Here is a 16,783-nt window from a genome sequence, read left to right on the forward strand (position 1 = left end):
AACGAGGTCGGCATCGGCGTATCGGCGACCGGATGCCGGGAGGGCGGCCTGAGATGAACGGGAACGGGCTCGGGCCTCTCAACAGCAGGAACGCGTCGGCCGGGCGGAGAGGTCCGGAGCCCCCGCGGCGGAGATGCGGTCGTGCTTCCGTACGGCCGGGGAACGGCCGCCGGGACGGCCGGGGCAGGCGCTCGGCGGGCAGGTGGGCCGGGCCTTGCCTAGGCTGACGGAATGAGCCGTACAGCCCCGGACAGCCCACACGCGGCGGCGCCCCCCGCCACGGCGGGGGCCGGAGGCCGGGACAGCAGCGAGAGGCCGGGCTCCGCCTGGCAGCGGCTGCTGCACCGGGTGCCCAACGGGTTCGCGGTCTTCTTCGGGCTGCTCGGGGTGTTCTGCGCGGTCACCTCGCTGATCGTGCCGCTGCGGCGCGCGGCGCGCCCCTTGACCGACGCCCTGGACACGCTGACCGTGCCCACCGCGCCGAACCTCGCCTACGCCGTCTTCCTGCTGCTGCTCGCCACGGCCATGGCGGCCCGTAAACGCGTCACCCTCTGGTTCGTCCTCGGCTATCTCTCCCTGCTGCTGATCGCGGACGCGCTGCTGCTGGCGGTGGGTTACTGGGACACGATCCCGTCCCTGGTGCTGTGTGTCGCCGCGGTGACCCTGCTGATCCTGGCCCGGCGGGAGTTCTACGCGGCGTCGCGGCGCGGGGCGTTCCTGCGGGCCCTGCTGGTGCTGGTCGCGGGGCTGGCCGTGGCCATCCTGGTGGGCTGGGGCCTGGTGGCGGCGTTCCCGGGTTCGCTGGAGCGGGGCGGCGGCAACCGGCTGCTGTTCGTGGCCAACAAGGTGTGCGGCGGCCTGGTCAGCGGCCGGCACTTCACCGGGCACCCGCCGCACTGGCTGTTCTTCCTGCTCGGGCTGCTCGGCGCGCTGGCGCTGCTCAACGCGGCCATGACGCTCTTCCGTTCGCAGCGGCTGGAAGCGGCGCTGCACGGCGACGAGGAGCCGCGCATCCGCGCGCTCCTCGGCCGCTACGGCGGCCTGGACTCCCTCGGGTATTTCGCGACCCGCCGTGACAAGGCCGTCGTCTTCTCCGCGAGCGGCAAGTCCGCGGTCACCTACCGGGTGGAGGCGGGCGTCTGTCTGGCCTCGGCCGATCCGCTGGGCGATCCGGAGGCGTGGACCCCGGCGATCGATGCCTGGCTGGAGCTCGCGGGGCGATACGGCTGGCAGCCGGCCGTGATGGGGGCCAGCGAGACGGGGGCCAAGGCGTATGCCCGCTCCGGGCTCGGGGCGCTGCAACTGGGTGACGAGGCGATCCTTCAGGTGGCCGCGTTCGACCTCGACGGCCGGGAGATGCGGGTGACCCGGCAGGCCGTCAACCGTGTGGAGCGTACGGGCGCGACCACGCGGATCCGGCGGCACTCGGCGCTCTCCGACGAGGAGATGGGCGAGGTCATCAAGCGCGCGGACGCGTGGCGGGACACCGAGACCGAGCGGGGTTTCTCCATGGCGCTGGGGCGCCTGGGCGATCCCGCCGACGGTGACTGCCTGTTGGTCGAGGCGTTCGACAGCGAGGGGAAGATGATCGCGCTGCTGTCGTTCGTGCCCTGGGGCCGTGACGGTGTCTCGCTGGATGTGATGCGCCGCGACCGAGCGGCGCCCAACGGGGTCATGGAGTTCATGGTCGCCCAGTTGTGCGCGCAGGCGGGGCGGTTCGGCGTCAAGCACATCTCGTTGAACTTCGCGGTATTCCGCTCCGCTTTCGAGGAGGGCGCACGGATCGGTGCGGGGCCGGTGCTGCGGCTGTGGCGGAAGTTGCTGCTGTTTTTCTCCAAGTGGTGGCAGCTGGAGGCGCTCTACCGGTCGAACGTGAAGTACAACCCCGAGTGGCATCCGCGGTTCCTCTGCTACGCCGACGCGGGTGCCCTCGCCCGGATCGGGCTGGCCTCCGGGATCGCCGAGGGCTTCGTGGCCGTGCCCAGCCTGGGCAAGCTGTGGGGCCGGGGCCGGGCGCGGGGCATCACGAGCCCCGCCTCCACCGCGGGCCTGCCCTCGCTCTCCGAGCTCGGCTTCGCGGGTGGCGAGGGCCCCGGCGGCGAGGAGCGGCAGGACGAGCTCGCGGGCCTGCCCGAGCAGGTGCGGGTCAGGCGGCAGAAGCTGGACCGGCTGCGGGAGGCCGGGGTGGATCCCTATCCGGTCGACGCCCGGCGCACCCACACCCTCGCCGCCGTGCGGGCCGCGCACCCGGGGCTCGCGCCCTCGTCCCGTACGGGCGAGCGGGTGACCGTGGCAGGCCGCGTGCTGCTCGTGCGCAACCACGGCGGCATCGCGTTCGCCGTGCTCCGCGACTGGTCCGGCGATCTTCAACTGGCCTTCACGCGCGACGACTCGGGGGACGACTGCCTGCGCCGCTTCGCCGCCCATGTCGATCTCGGCGACCACATCGAGGCCGAGGGCGAGGTGGGCACCACCGACCGCGGTGAGCCGACCGTCTTCGTGACCAGGAGCCGGATGATCGCCAAGTGCCTGCGCCCGCTGCCCGACAAGCGGCGGGGGCTGAGCGATCCGGAGGCGCGGGTGCGGATGCGCTATGTGGACCTGGCCGTCTCGCCGGAGGCACGGCAGACCGTACGGGCCCGCAGCGCCACGGTGCAGGCGCTGCGCCAGGGGCTGCTCGACCGGGGCTATCTGGAGGTCGAGACGCCGATGCTCCAGCAGGTGCACGGCGGCGCGAACGCCCGGCCCTTCACCACCCACATCAACGCCTATGACCTGGACCTCTATCTGCGGATCGCGCCCGAGCTCTATCTGAAGCGACTGTGCGTGGGCGGCATGGAGAAGGTCTTCGAGATGGGGCGCACCTTCCGCAACGAGGGCGTCTCGTACAAGCACAATCCGGAATTCACGATGCTGGAGGCGTATCAGGCGTTCGCCGATTACGACGTGATGCTGGACCTGACGCGCGAGCTCATCCAGAGTGCCGCCGTCGCCGCCCACGGCTCGGCCGTCATTCTGCGCGCGGACGGCGACGGGAAGCTCGTCGAGCACGACATCTCGGGTCTGTGGCCGGTGAAGACCGTCCACGGTGCGGTGGCGGAGGCGCTCGGCGAGGAGATCGACGCCGATACGCCCGTGGCGGTGCTGCGGCGGCACTGCGACGCCGCGGGGGTGCCGCACAAGCCGGAGGACCGGCGGGGGGACATCCTGCTGGAGATGTACGAGCGGCTGGTGGAGGAGCGGACCGGGCTGCCGGTGTTCTACAAGGACTTCCCCACCGACGTCTCGCCCCTGACCCGCCCGCACCGCGCCGATCCGCGGCTGGCCGAGCGCTGGGACCTGGTGGCCTTCGGCACCGAGCTGGGGACGGCGTATTCGGAGCTGATCGACCCCGTCGAGCAGCGCCGCAGGCTGACGGCGCAGTCGCTGCTGGCCGCGGGCGGCGATCCCGAGGCGATGGAGCTGGACGAGGATTTCCTGCGGGCGCTGGAATACGCGATGCCGCCGACGGGCGGGCTGGGGATCGGTGTGGACCGGCTGGTGATGTTCCTGACCGGGCTCTCGATCCGTGAGACCTTGCCCTTCCCGCTGGTCCGCAGGCGGTGAATCCCCCACCTCACTCAAAGGAATTCTTTGAGATCGGAATAGAATTCATTATTTGCCTTATAGATCGGGCGTTGTTAATTTGACAGCTCAGTCCCTGACCGAGCTGGTGGTGTTTTCTATGACGGCGGCACAGCGTGCGGCGACCCCGTGGCTTCCGATGGCGGCCACGGCGGCGTTGTGGGGGTCCGCGTTCACCGCGATCCGTGTCGCGCTGCCGGACTACTCGCCCACCACGATCGCGCTCCTGCGCATCTCCATCACCGTGGTGCTGCTCCTGCCGTGCCTGGCTCTGAAGCGCATCGGCCGCCTCGAGCGCGGGGACGTTCTGCGCATGGCGGCCTTCGGGCTCACCGGGATGACCGCGTACCAAGTGCTGCTGTGCGCGGGCGAAGAGAGCGTGGAAGCGGGCACCGCGGCCATGCTGATCGCCGCTTCCCCGGTCTTCACGACCGTGCTGGGCATGGCCTTCCTCGGCGACCGCCCCGGTCGGCGCGGGCTGGCCGGGCTCGGCCTCGCCCTGTGCGGTGCGCTGCTGGTCGCGGTCACGTCGGGCTCCGGAAGCGGTTCCCTCATGGGGGCGCTGATGGTCCTCCTCGCGGCAGCCACCCAGGCCACGTCGTTCGCGCTCCAGAAGCCGCTGCTCAAGAAGTATTCGGGCGCGGAGTGCGTCTTCTACGGCAGCCTGTTCGGCCTCGTCCCGCTGCTGGCGACGGCCCCGGGCGCCGTCGGCGAGATCGCGGCCGCCGACACCCACCGCACGCTGGCGGTCCTCTGGCTGGGCCTGGGCTGCACGGCCATGGCCTTCTGGACCTGGTCGCGCACGCTGCGTGCGACGACCGCGTCGACCGCCTCGCTCGTGCTGTACGCGGTGCCCGTCGCCGCGCTCGCCGTGGACGCCGCGTTCCTCGGCAACGTCCCCGCCCTCAGCGCGGTGCTCGGCGGTCTGCTGGTCCTGGCCGGTGTCGCCGTCGCCTCGGTGCGCCGTGCGGCGTCCGCTCCGCGCCCGGCGGCCGGGGCATCCGGGACTCCCGAGCGGGAACTGGCCGGCGCGGGCAGCCGGAAGTAGCCGAAAGGAAAAGGAAGGGGTCAGTCGGCGACCGTGGGCTCCGCGGCGTCCACCAGCTCCTCCCACCGCACCGTACGGTCGCACCAGCGGCCGAGAAGCGTGCGGTCGTGGCCCACGGTCAGCAGGCCCGCGCCGGTCTCCGCGCGGTACTCCTCGACCACGGCCACCAGAGCGGCCGTCGTGGACGCGTCCAGCATCGCCGTCATCTCGTCGCAGATCAGCCAGCGCGGGCGCAGCACGAGCGCCCTGGCCAGGCAGGCGCGTTGCAGCTGCCCGTCGCTGACCTCGTGCGGCCGCCGGCGCAGCAGGTCGGCGGAGAGGCCGACGCGCCCGGAGAGTTCGGCCGTTCCGCCGTCGGCCTCGTCACGGCGCCCGGTGGCCCGGAGCGGTTCCGCGATCAGATCGGCGAGCCTCATGCGTGGGTCCGCCGAGAGGCGCGGCTGCTGGAAGACGACGCCGAAGGCGGTGCGCTGCTCGCGCGGGGCGCGGTGGCGCCAGCCGTGGGCGGGGCTGCCGTCGATGACGACCCTGCCGGAGTAGGGCCGGTGCAGCAGCGCGGCGACCCTGGCGAGGGTGGACTTGCCGCAGCCGCTGGGGCCGAGCAGTCCCACGGCCTCCCCCGCCGCGACGGTCAGCGAGACCTCCCGCACGACGGGGGCCCGTCGCTCGTAACCCGCGGTGATCCGGCTCAGTTCAAGCACGTCAAGCTCTCCTCCGGGTGGTGACAGGCGACGCCGTCGACGAGCGGCGGAACCGTTCCGCAGGCGTCCGTCGCCTTGACACAGCGGGCGGCGAAGGCGCAGCCGGACGGCAGGTCGCCGAGTTCGGGCGGCATGCCGGGGATCGGGGTGAAAGCGCGCTCGGGCAGGGCGTCGAGCAGGCCGCGGGCGTACGGGTGGCGGGGGCCCTCGGCGCCGAAGAACGCGGTGGCGTCGGCGATTTCGACGATGCGGCCCGCGTACATCACGGCGACGCGGTCGGCGATGCGCTCCGCCGCCGCCAGATCGTGGGTGATCATCAGCAGGGCGTGCCCGGAGTCGGCGTGCCGGCGCAGTTCGTCGGCCGTACGGTTCACGAGGTCGCGGTCGAGGCCGGTGGTCGGCTCGTCGGCGAGGAGCAGCGGGGCGTCACCCACCAGGGCGAGCGCGGTGGCCGCGCGCTGGGCGAGTCCGCCGGAGAGCTCGTGGGGGTGGCGGTCGAGGTGGTCGGCGGGGAACGCGGCGCGCGCGGCGGCGGCTTCACCGGCTTCCCGGAGGCCGTCCGTCCGGAGCGCGGTCGATCCCGAACCGGCGTTCCGGCGCCCGGTCTTCCGGACCCCGGTCAGCTCGCGCAGCGTCTCGTGGAGTTGGGAACGCACGGTGCGTACGGGCGTGAGGTGTGCGGCCGGGCTCTGCGGTACGAGGCCGATGCGGCGGCCGCGTACGGTACGCGCCAGCGTGCGTTCGTCGGCGGCGAGGAGGTCCAGCCCGCGGTCGGCGTCGCCCTCGGCCACGGCGAGGAGCGCCTGCCCTACCGTCCGGGCGTTGGCCGGCAGCAGTCCCAGCAGCGCGGACGCGAGGACGGATTTGCCGCATCCGCTCTCCCCGATCAGCGCGAGGCACTCCCCCGGCCGTACGTCGAAGGTGGCGTCGGTGACCGCGGCGACGTCGTGGCCGGTGCGCATCCGGAAGCGGACGGACAGGCCGCGTACGGACAGGACGGGATCGGCCGTGTCCCGGTCGCCGGGCGTCCCGGTCTCTTCGGGGGCACGCGTGGTCACAGCGTCAGCTCCGATCGGCGGCGGGGGTCGAGCCGGTCGCGCCAGGCGGCCGCGAGGCCCGCGATGGCCAGGGTGGGGACGATGATGAACAGGCCGGGGAAGAGGGTGGGCCACCAGTCGCCGGCGAGCAGCGAACCCCGCGCGGCCTGGACCATGTTGCCGAGGCTCGCCTGGTGGGTGGGCAGCCCGAGGCCCAGGAAGGACAGCGCGGACTCGTGCCAGATCGCGTGCGGGACCATCAGCACCGCCGCGAGCCCGGCCTGCGGCAGTACGCCCGGCAGCAGGTGCCGCACGGTGACGCGCCACCGTGACGAGCCGCCCACGACGGCCGCGTCGATGTACGGGCGGGAGCGCAGCGACAGGATCTCGGCCCGGACGATCCGGGCGGTCGACAGCCAGTGGGTGAAGGCGACCGAGACGATCACCGGCCAGACGCCCGGCCGGAACATCGCCACGATGAAGATGCCGAGCAGCAGATGCGGCACGGAGGAGCACAGGTCGACGACCCGCATCACGACGCGGTCCGCCCAGCCGCCGAGCGCACCGGCCAGCGCGCCGACCGCCGTGCCGACGACCGTCGCCGCGAAGGCCGCGACGACGCCGACGAGGAGGGAGACGCGCAGGCCGTAGACGCAGCGCAGCAGCAGGTCGCGGCCGACCTCGTCGGTGCCGAAGGGGTGGGCCCAGGACGGCGGGCGGAGCTTGGCGCCGAGGTCGACGGCCTGCTCGTCCAGGGGGAACAGCGCGGGCACGAGCAGCGCGACGAGGACGACCGCCGCGACGAGCGCGCCGGAGACGCTCGGGCGCGGCACGCGCAGGGCCCGCCGGGTCGTACCGCTGAGGGTCTCAGCCATCGAATCCCACCCTCGGGTCGGCCAGTCCGTACAGCAGGTCGGACAGCAGGTTGCCCACCAGGACCGCGGCCGTGGCGAGGACGGTCAGGGCCGCGAGCAACGGGAAGTCGACCTTGGTGGCCGCCTCCACGGTCGCGGAGGCGATGCCGGGCCAGCTGAAGACGGTCTCCACCAGGAGCGCGCCGGTGATGAGTTCGGGGACGCGCGAACCGATGAGCGTGAGGACCGGCAGCAGCCCGGAGCGCAGGGCGTGATGGAGGAGGACGGTCCGTTCACGCAGTCCACGCGCGCGTGCTCCGCGTACGGGGTCCTCCTCCAGGGCGTCGCCGACGCCCTGTCGTACGTACAGCACGAACCACGGCAGCTGGGAGACGGCGAGCACCACCGCGGGCAGGACGACATGGGAGACGACCTGGCCGGGGGTGGCCGCGTCGCTGCCGGTGTCGGTGAGTCCGCCGGCGGGCAGGGCGTCGAGCTTGAGGGCGAAGAACCAGATGGCCAGCAGCCCGAGCCAGAAAGGCGGCGCCGCTTCGAGCGCGTACGCCACGGAGGTCACGGCCCGGTCGAACAGGCTGCCCCGGCGCCGCGCCGCGAGGACGCCCAGCGCCGTGCCGACGGTGACCGCCAGCGCGAAGGCGACGGCGCACAGGAGCACGGACCAGCCGATGCGCTCGCCGATGACCTGGGCGACGGGCTGGCGCAGCGAGGTGGAGTCGCCGAGGTCGCCGGTGACGGCGGCGGTGATCCAGTCCCACCAGCGGACGGCGAACGGCCGGTCGGCGCCGAGATTCTCGCGCAGCTGGTCGAGGACCCCCTGGCCCGCGCTCAGCCCGGCGGAGCCCGCGTACGCCTGGGCCGGGTCGAAGGGCGAGGCCGCGGCGATGGCGAAGACGCCGAAGGTGACGGCGGCGAGCACGGGGACGGCGGCCAGCAGCCGCCGTCCGGCCATGCGCACCATCGGCCCCCAGGGGAGCCGGACGGCGGCGCGGGTCACTTCTTCGGCTGCCAGGACTCGACGTTCCACCACGGTCCGGCGCCCAGGCCGTGGTCGTGGGGCTCGATCTGGGTGGTGATGTCCTGCCACTCGTCGTTCATGACGTAGAGGTGGTCGACGTGGGTGAGGAAGGTGTAGCCGGGGTTGTCGGCGAGCCCGCGCTGGACCTTGTCGTACGCGGCCTTGCGGGCGGACTTGTCGCCGCTGCGGCGCCCTTCCTCCAGGGCCTTGTCGACCTCGGGGTCCGCGTAGGCGGCCATGTTGTTGAAGCCGTCGAGGGCGAGCGAGGAGTGGAGCAGGTTGTAGAGGTCGAAGTCGGGGTCGGCGGGGTTGCCGCCGCCGGCCAGGACCGCGTCGTTCTTCATCCGCGGTTCGATGACCTCCCAGGTGCCGCTCTGCACCTCGACCTTGAGGCCGGCCTTCTTGGCGTCGGAGGCGAAGGCCAGGGCGTGGTCCTGGCGGAGCTTGTCACCCGCGGGGAACCAGAGGGTGAACTCCGCGCGCTGTCCGTCCTTCTCGCGGATGCCGCCGTCGCCCGTCTTCCAGCCGGCGTCGTCGAGCAGCTTCTTCGCCTTGTCGAGGTCGTAGGACCGCTCGGTGCCCTTGGCGAACCACTCGCTGTCGGTGGGGACCGGGCCGTAGCCCGCCTTGCCCGCGCCTTCGAGGAGCTTGTCGACCATGGCCTTGCGGTCGACGGCGAGGTCGAGGGCGCGGCGGACGGCGATGTCGCCGGTCACCTTGTTCGCCGTGGGCAGCGTGACGCCGCGGAAGTCGGTGGTCCGGGCGGTGACGGACAGCTTGGACTTGTCGCTCTTGAAGCGCTTGGCGAGGTTCGGCGGCAGGATGGCGCCGTCGAGGTCGCCGCTGCGCAGGCGGGTGGCGCGGACGTCGTCGTCCTTGATGATCGCCATGGTGAGCTTCTTGATCTTCGGCTCGCCGCCCCAGTAGTCCGGGTTGGCCTTGAAGCTGAGCTTCTCGCCCTTGCTCCAGCCGGTGAGGACGTACGGGCCGGTGCCGACCGGCGCCGTGTTGAACGAACCGGTGTTGACGTCCTGCCCCTTGGCCGCGTGCTCGGGGGCGATGGGCAGGACGGTGCGCTCGGCGAACGGCGCGTATGGGTACTTGAGCTTGAAGACGACGGTGTCGTCGCCCTCCGCGCTCACCCCGTCGATGGCGTCGAGCTCGCCCTTGGCGGCGTTGTTGGTCTTCTCGTCGAGGATGGTCCGGTAGGTGAAGACCACGTCCTTCGCGGAGAAGGGCTCGCCGTCGCTGAACTTCACGCCGTGCCGGAGCTTGTAGGTGTACGTCTTCCCGTCGTCCGCCACCGCGGGCAGCGCGGCGGCGAGGGCGGGCCGGAGCTTCATGTCCGCGTCGCGGCGGAGCAGCCCGTCGAAGATCTTGGAGTTGCCGTCCTTGCCGTAGCCGAGCAGCGGGCTGAGCGTCTCGGGCTCGTTGGCGAGCCCGACGACGAGCGACTCCTTGTCCTTGCTCCCGCCCGGCGTCGAACACGCCGCGGCACCTGCCGCCAGAACCCCTGCCATGGCCGCGGCGGCCACTCCCCGTACGGACCGGGCCGTCATGCCCCACACCCTCTTACTCACGATTTACTGCTATTGCGAATCAGTTGCAATTAAACAGTACGTAAAGGGGAGGTCATGAGGCGGGGCGGTTCGGGGGGTTGGGGAGCCAATCAGGGAGCCGCCGGCAGCGTGGCCCGGTGCGGTTGTCGCGGACTGCGGGGGCTTGGATCCGGGGTCTCAGGCGAGCACCGTCAGCAGTTGCTTCGCGAAGTCCTTCGGGTGTTCCGTGCAGCCGAGGTGGCCGCCCTTGAATTCCACGAGGTCGGTGCCGAGCAGGTCGGACAAGCGGGCGGCCGGGCCGTGGAGCGGGATCTGGGCGCGGGAGTCGCGGCCGGCGGCCAGGACCAGGCGGTCCGACGCGCGGTGGAGGGCGGCGATGTCCGGGGCCGCTCCCGAGAACGGGCACAGCATGTGCTTCAGGAAGACGGGGAAGTTGGCGTGCATGCGCGGGAGCATCTCCTGGATCTCGGGCGGCAGTTCCGTCGCCTCCTCCGTGGAGCGGTCGTCACCCAGGCCCTCGCTGAAGCGCGCCATCGCGGCGCCGAGCCCCTCCTCGCAGAAGAGGTCGCGCACCTCGGCGAAGAGTGCCCGGTGCGGCGCGGGGTCCTCGAGGACCTCGACGAGCGGCGGCTCGTGGGCGACCACGCGGCGCAGCCGTTCGGGATGCCGGGCCAGGAGGTCGAGCGCGACGATGGCGCCCGAGCTGTTGCCCAGGACGTACGCCTCCCGGTCCGGGGAGAGCAGGTCGAGGAGCCGGCGCGCGTCGTCGCTCCAGACGTCCACCCGCTGGTCGGTGAGGGGGCCGTCGAGGGGGCTGCGGGAGAGGCCGCGCGGATCGTAGGAGACCACCGTGTAGTGGGCGGCGAGGTCCCTCGCGATTCCCTCGTACAACCCGGCGTCACCGGCGCCGCCGGGAATCAGCAGCAGGACCGGGCCGCTGCCGCGCGTTTCGTAGTACAGGGTGGCACCGGGCACCGCGAGGGTGCCGGTCGTGGGCTTGTCCATCATTCGCTCCCAGTGTGTCGGGACGGCCAGTTCTCCAGGAGTACGTGCAGGGCGTCGAGCGAACGCGACCACGATGCGCGTACGTCGCGGGAGTGGCCGAAGCCGCCGCTGAGCTCCAGGTGGATGTAGCCGTGGAAGGTGCTGCGCAGGAGGCGGCCCGCGTCGGTCAGGTCCGGTTCGGTGAGGCCGTAGGCGCGCAGCATGCCGTAGGTCAGCTCGACGCTGCGGCGCAGGCCGACGGAGTCGGCGACCTCTTCGGGTTCGAGGCGCATCTGGGTCGCCGCGTAGCGGCCCGGGTGTTCGAGGGCGTAGCCGCGGTAGGCGTCGGCGAAGGCGACGAGCGCGTCCTTGCCCGCCCGGCCCGCCACGGCCGCCGCGATGCGGCCGGTCATCTCCTCGGAAGCGCGCAGGGCGACCCGGACCCGGAGGTCCCGCACGTTCTTGACGTGCGAGTACAGGCTCGCGTCCTTCACCCCGAAGCGCCGGGCGAGCGCGGACAGCGTGACCTTGTCGATCCCGCTCTCGTCCGCGAGCTCCGCGGCCGCCTCCGTCAGCTTGGCAACGGTCAGCCCTGCGCGCACCATACGGCCCCCTCCACGTTCCTAGTATGTACAGGCAGAAACCTAACATGCCTAGGTTTGGTGGGTGGAGGCCGACGCGATCATGGATGCAGCAGCCGCCCGCGCAGCGCGGCCACCAGATCGCCGTCGACACCGAGCCGCTCCGCGGCATAGCCGCGCACCGAGCCGTAGCGGGTGCTCAAGTCGGCCAGGAAGAGGCGCATGATCTCGGCGGGGGCGCGGCCGTAGCCGGGCCAGGTGAGGGTGAGGTGGGGGTAACTGGCGCGCCAATCGGCCACCAGGCGCTCGGTGGCCAGGCCGGTCAGGGCGAAGTCGGCGACGATGTCGTCCTCGTGCACGCCGATCAGGGCGAGGACGAGCATGGCCAGCAGGCCGGTGCGGTCCTTGCCGGAGTGGCAGTGGAACACCAGCGGGGCGGTGTCGTCGGCGACGATCTCCAGCGCGCGCCGGATCTCCTCGACGCCGTCGTCGGCGACCTCGGCGTACTTGTCGGCGAGGAAGCGCGCGGGCTCGATGTCCGGCGCCAGGCCCGCCTGGTCGTACGGCCGGTGCTCGATGCTCAGGTTGTGGTACGCGAGCCCCTCGTGGCGCGGGACGCGTCCGCTGCGTTCGACCTCCCAGGGGTACCGCAGGTCGATCACGGTGCGGACGCCCAGGGCGAGGAAGCGGTCCCAGTCGTCGCCCCGCAGCTTGCCCAGCGAGTCGGAGCGGAACAGGCGGCCCCAGCCGACCGTTCGGCCGCCGGCGGCCCGGTAGCCGCCCAGATCCCGGAAGTTGTGCAGACTCTCGAAGGCGATATGTCTCTTCACGCGGGTCACACCGGCCCCCGGGCCGATCCCGGAACTGACGTCTCAGTCGCGTGAGTTGCCGAAGAGGAGACGGTACACGATCAGCAGGACGAGCGAGCCGGCGATCGCGGAGCCCCAGGTGGCGGCGTCGAAGAAGTGGTTGCTGATCGTCTTGTGCAGGAACTTGGCCGACATCCAGCCGCCGATGAACGCCCCGGCGATGCCGATGAGGGTGGTGCCGATCAGCCCGCCGGGATCCCGCCCCGGCAGCAGGATCTTCGCGATCGCTCCGGCCAGCAGTCCCAGGATGATCCAGCCGATGATGCCCATGATGTCGTTCTGCCTTTCCAGCGGTTGATCTGTGGCCCGTGATCCGCACAGGAGTCCGGACACTGTGAGTGACGCGTGGCAGCGGGGCGGCGGTTTCATCCCGGACCTCACCGACTCGCCAGCATTGCCCAGTTGCGCAACCTCTAAAGTGTCATCCATGACACACGATGGCGTGGCGGAATGGGAGACGGCCGTGCTCGAAGGCGGGCCGGCGGACGGGGCGCTGATCCGGCTGGCCAACCGACCGGGAGTGGTGCAGGTCACCCACCCCTGTGCGGTCGAGGACTCCACGAGCGGGATGCGCGTCGAGGCGCTGTACGTATACCGGCGCGATCTGCGCGTGAAGGAAGCACCCCTGCGGTACGGCTTCGACCCGGCGAGCCCCTGATCCGCCGGGCCGCTGTCACGGGACGTCCGTCGGCGCGTCCCCGCACCCCCCTCCACAGAGCCGGCAGCACATCGGAACGGTTACTGGATCGCGCACGGAAGGAGCCCAGTTGCCGCACGGCAGGACACCATCGACCGGCAGTAACAACCTGCGTATCGGAGCGGCGGTGGCCGAGATCGAGGGCCTGTACGCCGCGTTGCACGCCACCGCGAACGAGCGGCGCCGTGAGCGGCTCCTGGGCGAGATCGCCCAGGCCGGCCGGCGCCTCACCGATCTCGCGCTCGTACCGCAGCGGGACCGCGGGGGCGTCCAGCCCCGTTCGCGCTGGCAGCGACGGCGCTTCCTGGCGGCTCGCGGAGCCGCCAGGATCATCGCGTTCACCACGTCGGACAGCCGCACGGACGGGCGGGCGCCGCTCGGGAACAGCCGCTGACCCAGGCCGGATCCGCGCCTGATCCGCCTCAGGTGACGGGGCCGGGCACGTCCGCCAGGTGCGCCAGGGACTGACGGTGACGGGCGGGCGTGCCCAGCGCGGTCACGCCGGTCTTGGCGCGTTTGAGGTAGAGGTGCGCCGGGTGTTCCCAGGTCATGCCGAGGCCGCCGTGGAGCTGGACGCACTCCTCCGCCGCGCGGACCGCGACCTCGGCGCAGTGGGACTGGGCCACGGCGACGGCGATCGCGGCGTCGGGCGCGTCGGTCGCGAGGGCGTCGGCGGCGTTGCGCGCGGTCGCGCGGGCCGAGGCGATGTCCAGCCAGAGGGCCGCGAGCCGGTGCTTGAGGGCCTGGAAGGACCCGATGGGACGGCCGAACTGCCGTCGCTCGGAGGCGTGGCGCACGGTTTCGGCCAGGCACCACTCGGCGACGCCGAGTTGTTCGGAGGCGAGCAGTCCGGCGCCGGTGAGCAGCGCGGCGTCCAGGGCGGCGGCGGCCCGGTCGGGCTCGGCGAGCAGCGTGGCCGGAGCCCCGGAGAAGGAGATCCGGGCGATCGGCCGGGTGAGGTCGAGCGCGGTGAGCGGGGTGACCGTGACGCCTTCCACGGTGGGGTCCACGCCGTGGAGGCCGGTGTCCGTGGGAACGACGAGGATGCCGGCGCCGGCGGCACCGGCGACGGCGTTCACGGTGCCGGTGAGCAACGCCCGCCCGGAGCCGGTGGTTTCGGCGCGCACGGACGGCCGCGCGGACGCTCCCGGGGCGGTCGGCAGGGGCACGGCGAGCGCACCCACCTGACGGCCTTCGGCGAGTGCGGCGAGCGGGGCGGCGACCTCGGGGCGGCCGGTGTCGCAGCCGAGCAGGGCGCGTACGGCCAGGACGGCGCTGGTCAGGAAGGGGACGTCGGCGACGGTGCGGCCGAGTTCCTCCAGGACGACGGCGGCTTCACGGGCGGTCGCGCCCTGGCCCCCGGACTCCTCGGGCACGAGCAGCCCGGCCGTGCCCATGCCCGCGGCGAGGGCCTGCCAGAGGCCGGTGTCGTACGGGTGGCCGTCCTCGGCGCGGGCGAGCACGGACGCGGGGGCGCCGTGGGCGGTGAGCAGGGAGCGTACGGCGGTACGCAGGTCCTCCTCGGCCTCGGAGTAGAGCAGGTCCGGCGTCATCGGGGCAGGTCCTTCCACGGGAGGTCCTTGTCGTTGCGGGGCTCGGGCGGCAGGCCGAGGACGCGCTCGGCGACGATGTTGAGCAGGACCTCCGAGGTGCCGCCCTCGATGGAGTTGCCCTTGGCGCGCAGGTAGCGGTAGGCGGCGTCGCGGCCGGTGAAGTCGACGAGTTCGGGCCGGACCATGGTCCAGTCGTCGTAGGTCAGCCCGTCCTCGGCGAGGAGTTCGAGCTCCAGGGAGCTGAGTTCCTGGTTGAGCCGGGCGAAGGCGAGTTTCATGCCCGAGCCCTCGGGTCCGGGGCGGCCGCGCTTGAGCTGCTGGCGGAGCCGTTCGCCGGTGAGGCGGGCCGCCTCGGCGTCCGCCCAGAGGCTCAGCAGGCGCTGGTGAAGGTCGTGGGTGCGCAGCTCCGGGCGTTCGCGCCAGGTCCGGGCCACGACGCCGATCATGCCGCCTTCGCGGGGTACACGTGTCCCGCCGATGGCCACCCGCTCGTTCATGAGGGTGGTCTGCGCGACCCGCCAGCCGTCGCCGACCTCGCCGAGGCGGTGCGCGTCGGGGATCCGTACGCCCGTGAGGAAGACCTCGTTGAACTCCGCCTCGCCGGTGATCTGGCGCAGCGGCCGCACCTCGACGCCCGGGTCGGTCATGTCGCAGACGAAGTAGGTGATGCCCTGGTGCTTGGGCACGTCGGGGTCCGTACGGGCGATGAGGATCGCCCAGCGGGCGAGGTGCGCGCTGGAGGTCCACACCTTCTGGCCGTCGACGGTCCAGCTGTCGCCGTCGCGCACGGCCCGGGTGGCGAGCCCGGCGAGGTCGGAGCCGGCGCCCGGTTCGCTGAACAGCTGGCACCACACCTCCTCGCCCGTCCAAAGCGGCCGCAGGAAGCGCCGCTTCTGCTCGTCCGTGCCGTACTGGAGGATCGTGGGGGCGGCCATGCCGAGGCCGATGCCGATGCGGCGGGGGTCGTTGCCGGGGGCGCCCGCGGCGTCGAGCGCGGCGTCGACGACCGGTTGGAGTGAGCGGGTCGCGCCGAGGCCGCCGAGTCCTTCGGGGAAGTGGATCCAGGCGAGCCCGGCGTCGAAGCGGGCCCGCAGGAAGTCCAGGGGTGCGGTGGTGGCCGGGTCGTGCGCGGCGAGGAGCCCGGCGACGCGGTCGCGCAGCTCCCCCGCGTCCGGGGCGCTCATCGCGAGCCCTCCTGGGCGGGAAGGACGACGAGGCGGCCGGTGGTCGTGCCGTCGGCGACGCGCTGGACGGCGTCGGCCGCCGCGGTGAGCGGCAGGCGCTCGCTGACGAGGGGGCGGATCGCGCCCTGGGCGGCGAGCTTGGTCAGCTCGTCGTGGCAGGCGCGGACGGTGGCCGGGTCCTTGGTGTTGTAGAGGCCCCAGTGCAGGCCGAGGATGGTGTAGTTCTTCACCAGGGCGTGGTTGAGGGCCGCGCTGGGGATCTTCCCGCTCGCGAAGCCGACGATCACGATGCGGCCCTCGAAGGCGATGCACTTGGTCGACTGGGTGTAGGCGTCGCCGCCGACCGGGTCGTAGACGACGTCCGCGCCGTGGCCGCCGGTGGCGTCCTTGACGGCCGCGATGACGTCTTCGGTACGGCGGTCGATCACCACGTCGCAGCCGTTCTCACGGGCTTCGCGCGCCTTGTCGGGGCCGCCGACGACGCCGATGACCGTGGCCCCGGCGGCCTTTCCGAGCTGTACGGCCGCGCTGCCGACGCCGCCCGCGGCGGCGTGGACGAGCAGGGTCTCGCCGGGCTGGATGCGGGCCCTGCGGTGCAGGCCGAACCAGCCGGTCTGGTAGCCGACGTGCAGGGCGGCGGCCTCGGCGTCGTCCAGGGCCTCGGGGGCGGGCAGCAGGGTCCGGGCGTCCACGACGGCAAGCTCGGCGAAACCACCCGCGGGGAGGGCGGGTTGCGCGAGGACGCGCGCTCCCACCGTGCCCTGCGCGCCCTCCCCGAGGGCGAGGATCTCGGCGCAGGTCTCCACGCCGGGGGTGAACGGCAGGGACGGGCGGACCTGGTACTGACCGCGGCACAGCAGCGCGTCGGGGAAGTTGACGTCGGCGGCGAGGACGCGGACGAGGGCCTCGCCCGGCCCGGGCCGCGGATCCGCCACGTCCTCGAGACGCATGACGTCCCGGGGTTCGCCGTTGCTGTGCACTCGCCATGCCTTCACTGGGGCCTCCGGGGTGGTGGGGTGGCGTGCGGTTCGCATACTAAGCGGTTGGTAAGGGCCG

At 72.5% G+C, this 16,783-nt stretch carries 16 protein-coding genes; 4 read left to right on the forward strand and 12 right to left on the reverse strand.

Annotated features, from left to right (window positions below):
* The first annotated feature begins 231 nt into the window (after window positions 1-231).
* Together lysX and AB0435_RS02395 are read left to right on the forward strand one after the other, a co-directional pair.
* Complete coding sequence (lysX, locus tag AB0435_RS02390; protein WP_366425986.1) at window positions 232-3,606, forward strand: bifunctional lysylphosphatidylglycerol synthetase/lysine--tRNA ligase LysX; 3,375 nt, start codon at window positions 232-234, stop codon at window positions 3,604-3,606.
* A 79-nt stretch (window positions 3,607-3,685) separates the two neighbouring features.
* On the forward strand, window positions 3,686-4,672 hold the full coding sequence (locus tag AB0435_RS02395) for a DMT family transporter (RefSeq protein ID WP_366425987.1): 987 nt from the start codon (window positions 3,686-3,688) through the stop codon (window positions 4,670-4,672).
* 20 nt (window positions 4,673-4,692) lie between these two features.
* Here the strand turns inward: AB0435_RS02395 and AB0435_RS02400 are convergent, their stop codons facing one another.
* The 9 genes from AB0435_RS02400 to AB0435_RS02440 all read right to left on the reverse strand — a co-directional run bounded on the left by AB0435_RS02400 (window position 4,693) and on the right by AB0435_RS02440 (window position 12,563).
* On the reverse strand, window positions 4,693-5,373 hold the full coding sequence (locus AB0435_RS02400; protein WP_366425988.1) for an ATP-binding cassette domain-containing protein: 681 nt from the start codon (window positions 5,371-5,373) through the stop codon (window positions 4,693-4,695).
* Window positions 5,361-6,335 (reverse strand): ABC transporter ATP-binding protein, encoded by a 975-nt coding sequence (locus AB0435_RS02405; RefSeq protein WP_366426040.1) that lies wholly within the window; start codon window positions 6,333-6,335, stop codon window positions 5,361-5,363. The genes AB0435_RS02400 and AB0435_RS02405 overlap by 13 nt, the downstream gene beginning before the upstream one ends.
* A gap of 92 nt (window positions 6,336-6,427) precedes the next feature.
* The gene (locus AB0435_RS02410; protein WP_366002255.1) at window positions 6,428-7,285 is read right to left on the reverse strand and encodes an ABC transporter permease; all 858 of its coding nucleotides are present in this window, start codon (window positions 7,283-7,285) and stop codon (window positions 6,428-6,430) included.
* Complete coding sequence (locus AB0435_RS02415) at window positions 7,278-8,234, reverse strand: ABC transporter permease (protein WP_366426041.1); 957 nt, start codon at window positions 8,232-8,234, stop codon at window positions 7,278-7,280. The genes AB0435_RS02410 and AB0435_RS02415 overlap by 8 nt, the downstream gene beginning before the upstream one ends.
* Window positions 8,235-8,275: 41 nt before the next feature.
* The gene (locus AB0435_RS02420) at window positions 8,276-9,859 is read right to left on the reverse strand and encodes an ABC transporter substrate-binding protein (protein ID WP_366426042.1); all 1,584 of its coding nucleotides are present in this window, start codon (window positions 9,857-9,859) and stop codon (window positions 8,276-8,278) included.
* A 177-nt stretch (window positions 9,860-10,036) separates the two neighbouring features.
* A complete protein-coding gene (locus AB0435_RS02425) occupies window positions 10,037-10,864 on the reverse strand; it encodes an alpha/beta hydrolase (protein ID WP_366426043.1) in 828 nt (275 codons plus the stop codon).
* The gene (locus tag AB0435_RS02430; RefSeq protein ID WP_366425989.1) at window positions 10,864-11,448 is read right to left on the reverse strand and encodes a WHG domain-containing protein; all 585 of its coding nucleotides are present in this window, start codon (window positions 11,446-11,448) and stop codon (window positions 10,864-10,866) included. The genes AB0435_RS02425 and AB0435_RS02430 overlap by 1 nt, the downstream gene beginning before the upstream one ends.
* Before the next feature lie 77 nt (window positions 11,449-11,525).
* Window positions 11,526-12,254 carry a tyrosine-protein phosphatase gene (locus tag AB0435_RS02435; RefSeq protein WP_366425990.1) on the reverse strand — a complete coding sequence of 243 codons (729 nt, stop codon included), beginning with the start codon at window positions 12,252-12,254 and terminating at the stop codon, window positions 11,526-11,528.
* A 42-nt stretch (window positions 12,255-12,296) separates the two neighbouring features.
* Window positions 12,297-12,563 (reverse strand): GlsB/YeaQ/YmgE family stress response membrane protein, encoded by a 267-nt coding sequence (locus AB0435_RS02440; RefSeq protein WP_366425991.1) that lies wholly within the window; start codon window positions 12,561-12,563, stop codon window positions 12,297-12,299.
* A 157-nt stretch (window positions 12,564-12,720) separates the two neighbouring features.
* Here AB0435_RS02440 and AB0435_RS02445 point away from each other — a divergent pair, with 157 nt between their 5' ends.
* Window positions 12,721-12,951 (forward strand): hypothetical protein, encoded by a 231-nt coding sequence (locus tag AB0435_RS02445; RefSeq protein ID WP_366425992.1) that lies wholly within the window; start codon window positions 12,721-12,723, stop codon window positions 12,949-12,951.
* Window positions 12,952-13,060: 109 nt separating this feature from the next.
* A complete protein-coding gene (locus AB0435_RS02450) occupies window positions 13,061-13,384 on the forward strand; it encodes a hypothetical protein (RefSeq protein WP_366425993.1) in 324 nt (107 codons plus the stop codon).
* Window positions 13,385-13,412: 28 nt separating this feature from the next.
* On the opposite strand, the gene AB0435_RS02455 is transcribed toward AB0435_RS02450, so the two are convergent.
* From AB0435_RS02455 to AB0435_RS02465, 3 genes are read right to left on the reverse strand one after another with little or no spacing between them, the layout of a single operon-like run.
* Window positions 13,413-14,543 (reverse strand): acyl-CoA dehydrogenase family protein, encoded by a 1,131-nt coding sequence (locus AB0435_RS02455; protein ID WP_366425994.1) that lies wholly within the window; start codon window positions 14,541-14,543, stop codon window positions 13,413-13,415.
* Window positions 14,540-15,727 (reverse strand): acyl-CoA dehydrogenase family protein, encoded by a 1,188-nt coding sequence (locus AB0435_RS02460; protein WP_366425995.1) that lies wholly within the window; start codon window positions 15,725-15,727, stop codon window positions 14,540-14,542. Before AB0435_RS02460 ends, AB0435_RS02455 begins: the two co-directional genes overlap by 4 nt.
* The gene (locus AB0435_RS02465) at window positions 15,724-16,722 is read right to left on the reverse strand and encodes an NADPH:quinone oxidoreductase family protein (RefSeq protein WP_366425996.1); all 999 of its coding nucleotides are present in this window, start codon (window positions 16,720-16,722) and stop codon (window positions 15,724-15,726) included. Before AB0435_RS02465 ends, AB0435_RS02460 begins: the two co-directional genes overlap by 4 nt.
* Window positions 16,723-16,783 lie beyond the last annotated feature (61 nt).

Source organism: Streptomyces sp. NPDC051173 (assembly GCF_040689515.1).
Lineage (GTDB): Bacteria > Actinomycetota > Actinomycetes > Streptomycetales > Streptomycetaceae > Streptomyces.

Coding starts and splice junctions, on each gene's coding strand:
- lysX (WP_366425986.1), top strand. CDS start 232: ATGAGCCGTACAGCCCCGGACAGCCCACACGCGGCGGCGCCCCCCGCC.
- AB0435_RS02405 (WP_366426040.1), bottom strand. CDS start 6,335: ATGCGCACCGGCCACGACGTCGCCGCGGTCACCGACGCCACCTTCGAC.
- AB0435_RS02410 (WP_366002255.1), bottom strand. CDS start 7,285: ATGGCTGAGACCCTCAGCGGTACGACCCGGCGGGCCCTGCGCGTGCCG.
- AB0435_RS02415 (WP_366426041.1), bottom strand. CDS start 8,234: ATGGCCGGACGGCGGCTGCTGGCCGCCGTCCCCGTGCTCGCCGCCGTC.
- AB0435_RS02420 (WP_366426042.1), bottom strand. CDS start 9,859: ATGACGGCCCGGTCCGTACGGGGAGTGGCCGCCGCGGCCATGGCAGGG.
- AB0435_RS02425 (WP_366426043.1), bottom strand. CDS start 10,864: ATGGACAAGCCCACGACCGGCACCCTCGCGGTGCCCGGTGCCACCCTG.
- AB0435_RS02430 (WP_366425989.1), bottom strand. CDS start 11,448: ATGGTGCGCGCAGGGCTGACCGTTGCCAAGCTGACGGAGGCGGCCGCG.
- AB0435_RS02440 (WP_366425991.1), bottom strand. CDS start 12,563: ATGGGCATCATCGGCTGGATCATCCTGGGACTGCTGGCCGGAGCGATC.
- AB0435_RS02445 (WP_366425992.1), top strand. CDS start 12,721: ATGACACACGATGGCGTGGCGGAATGGGAGACGGCCGTGCTCGAAGGC.
- AB0435_RS02455 (WP_366425994.1), bottom strand. CDS start 14,543: ATGACGCCGGACCTGCTCTACTCCGAGGCCGAGGAGGACCTGCGTACC.
- AB0435_RS02460 (WP_366425995.1), bottom strand. CDS start 15,727: ATGAGCGCCCCGGACGCGGGGGAGCTGCGCGACCGCGTCGCCGGGCTC.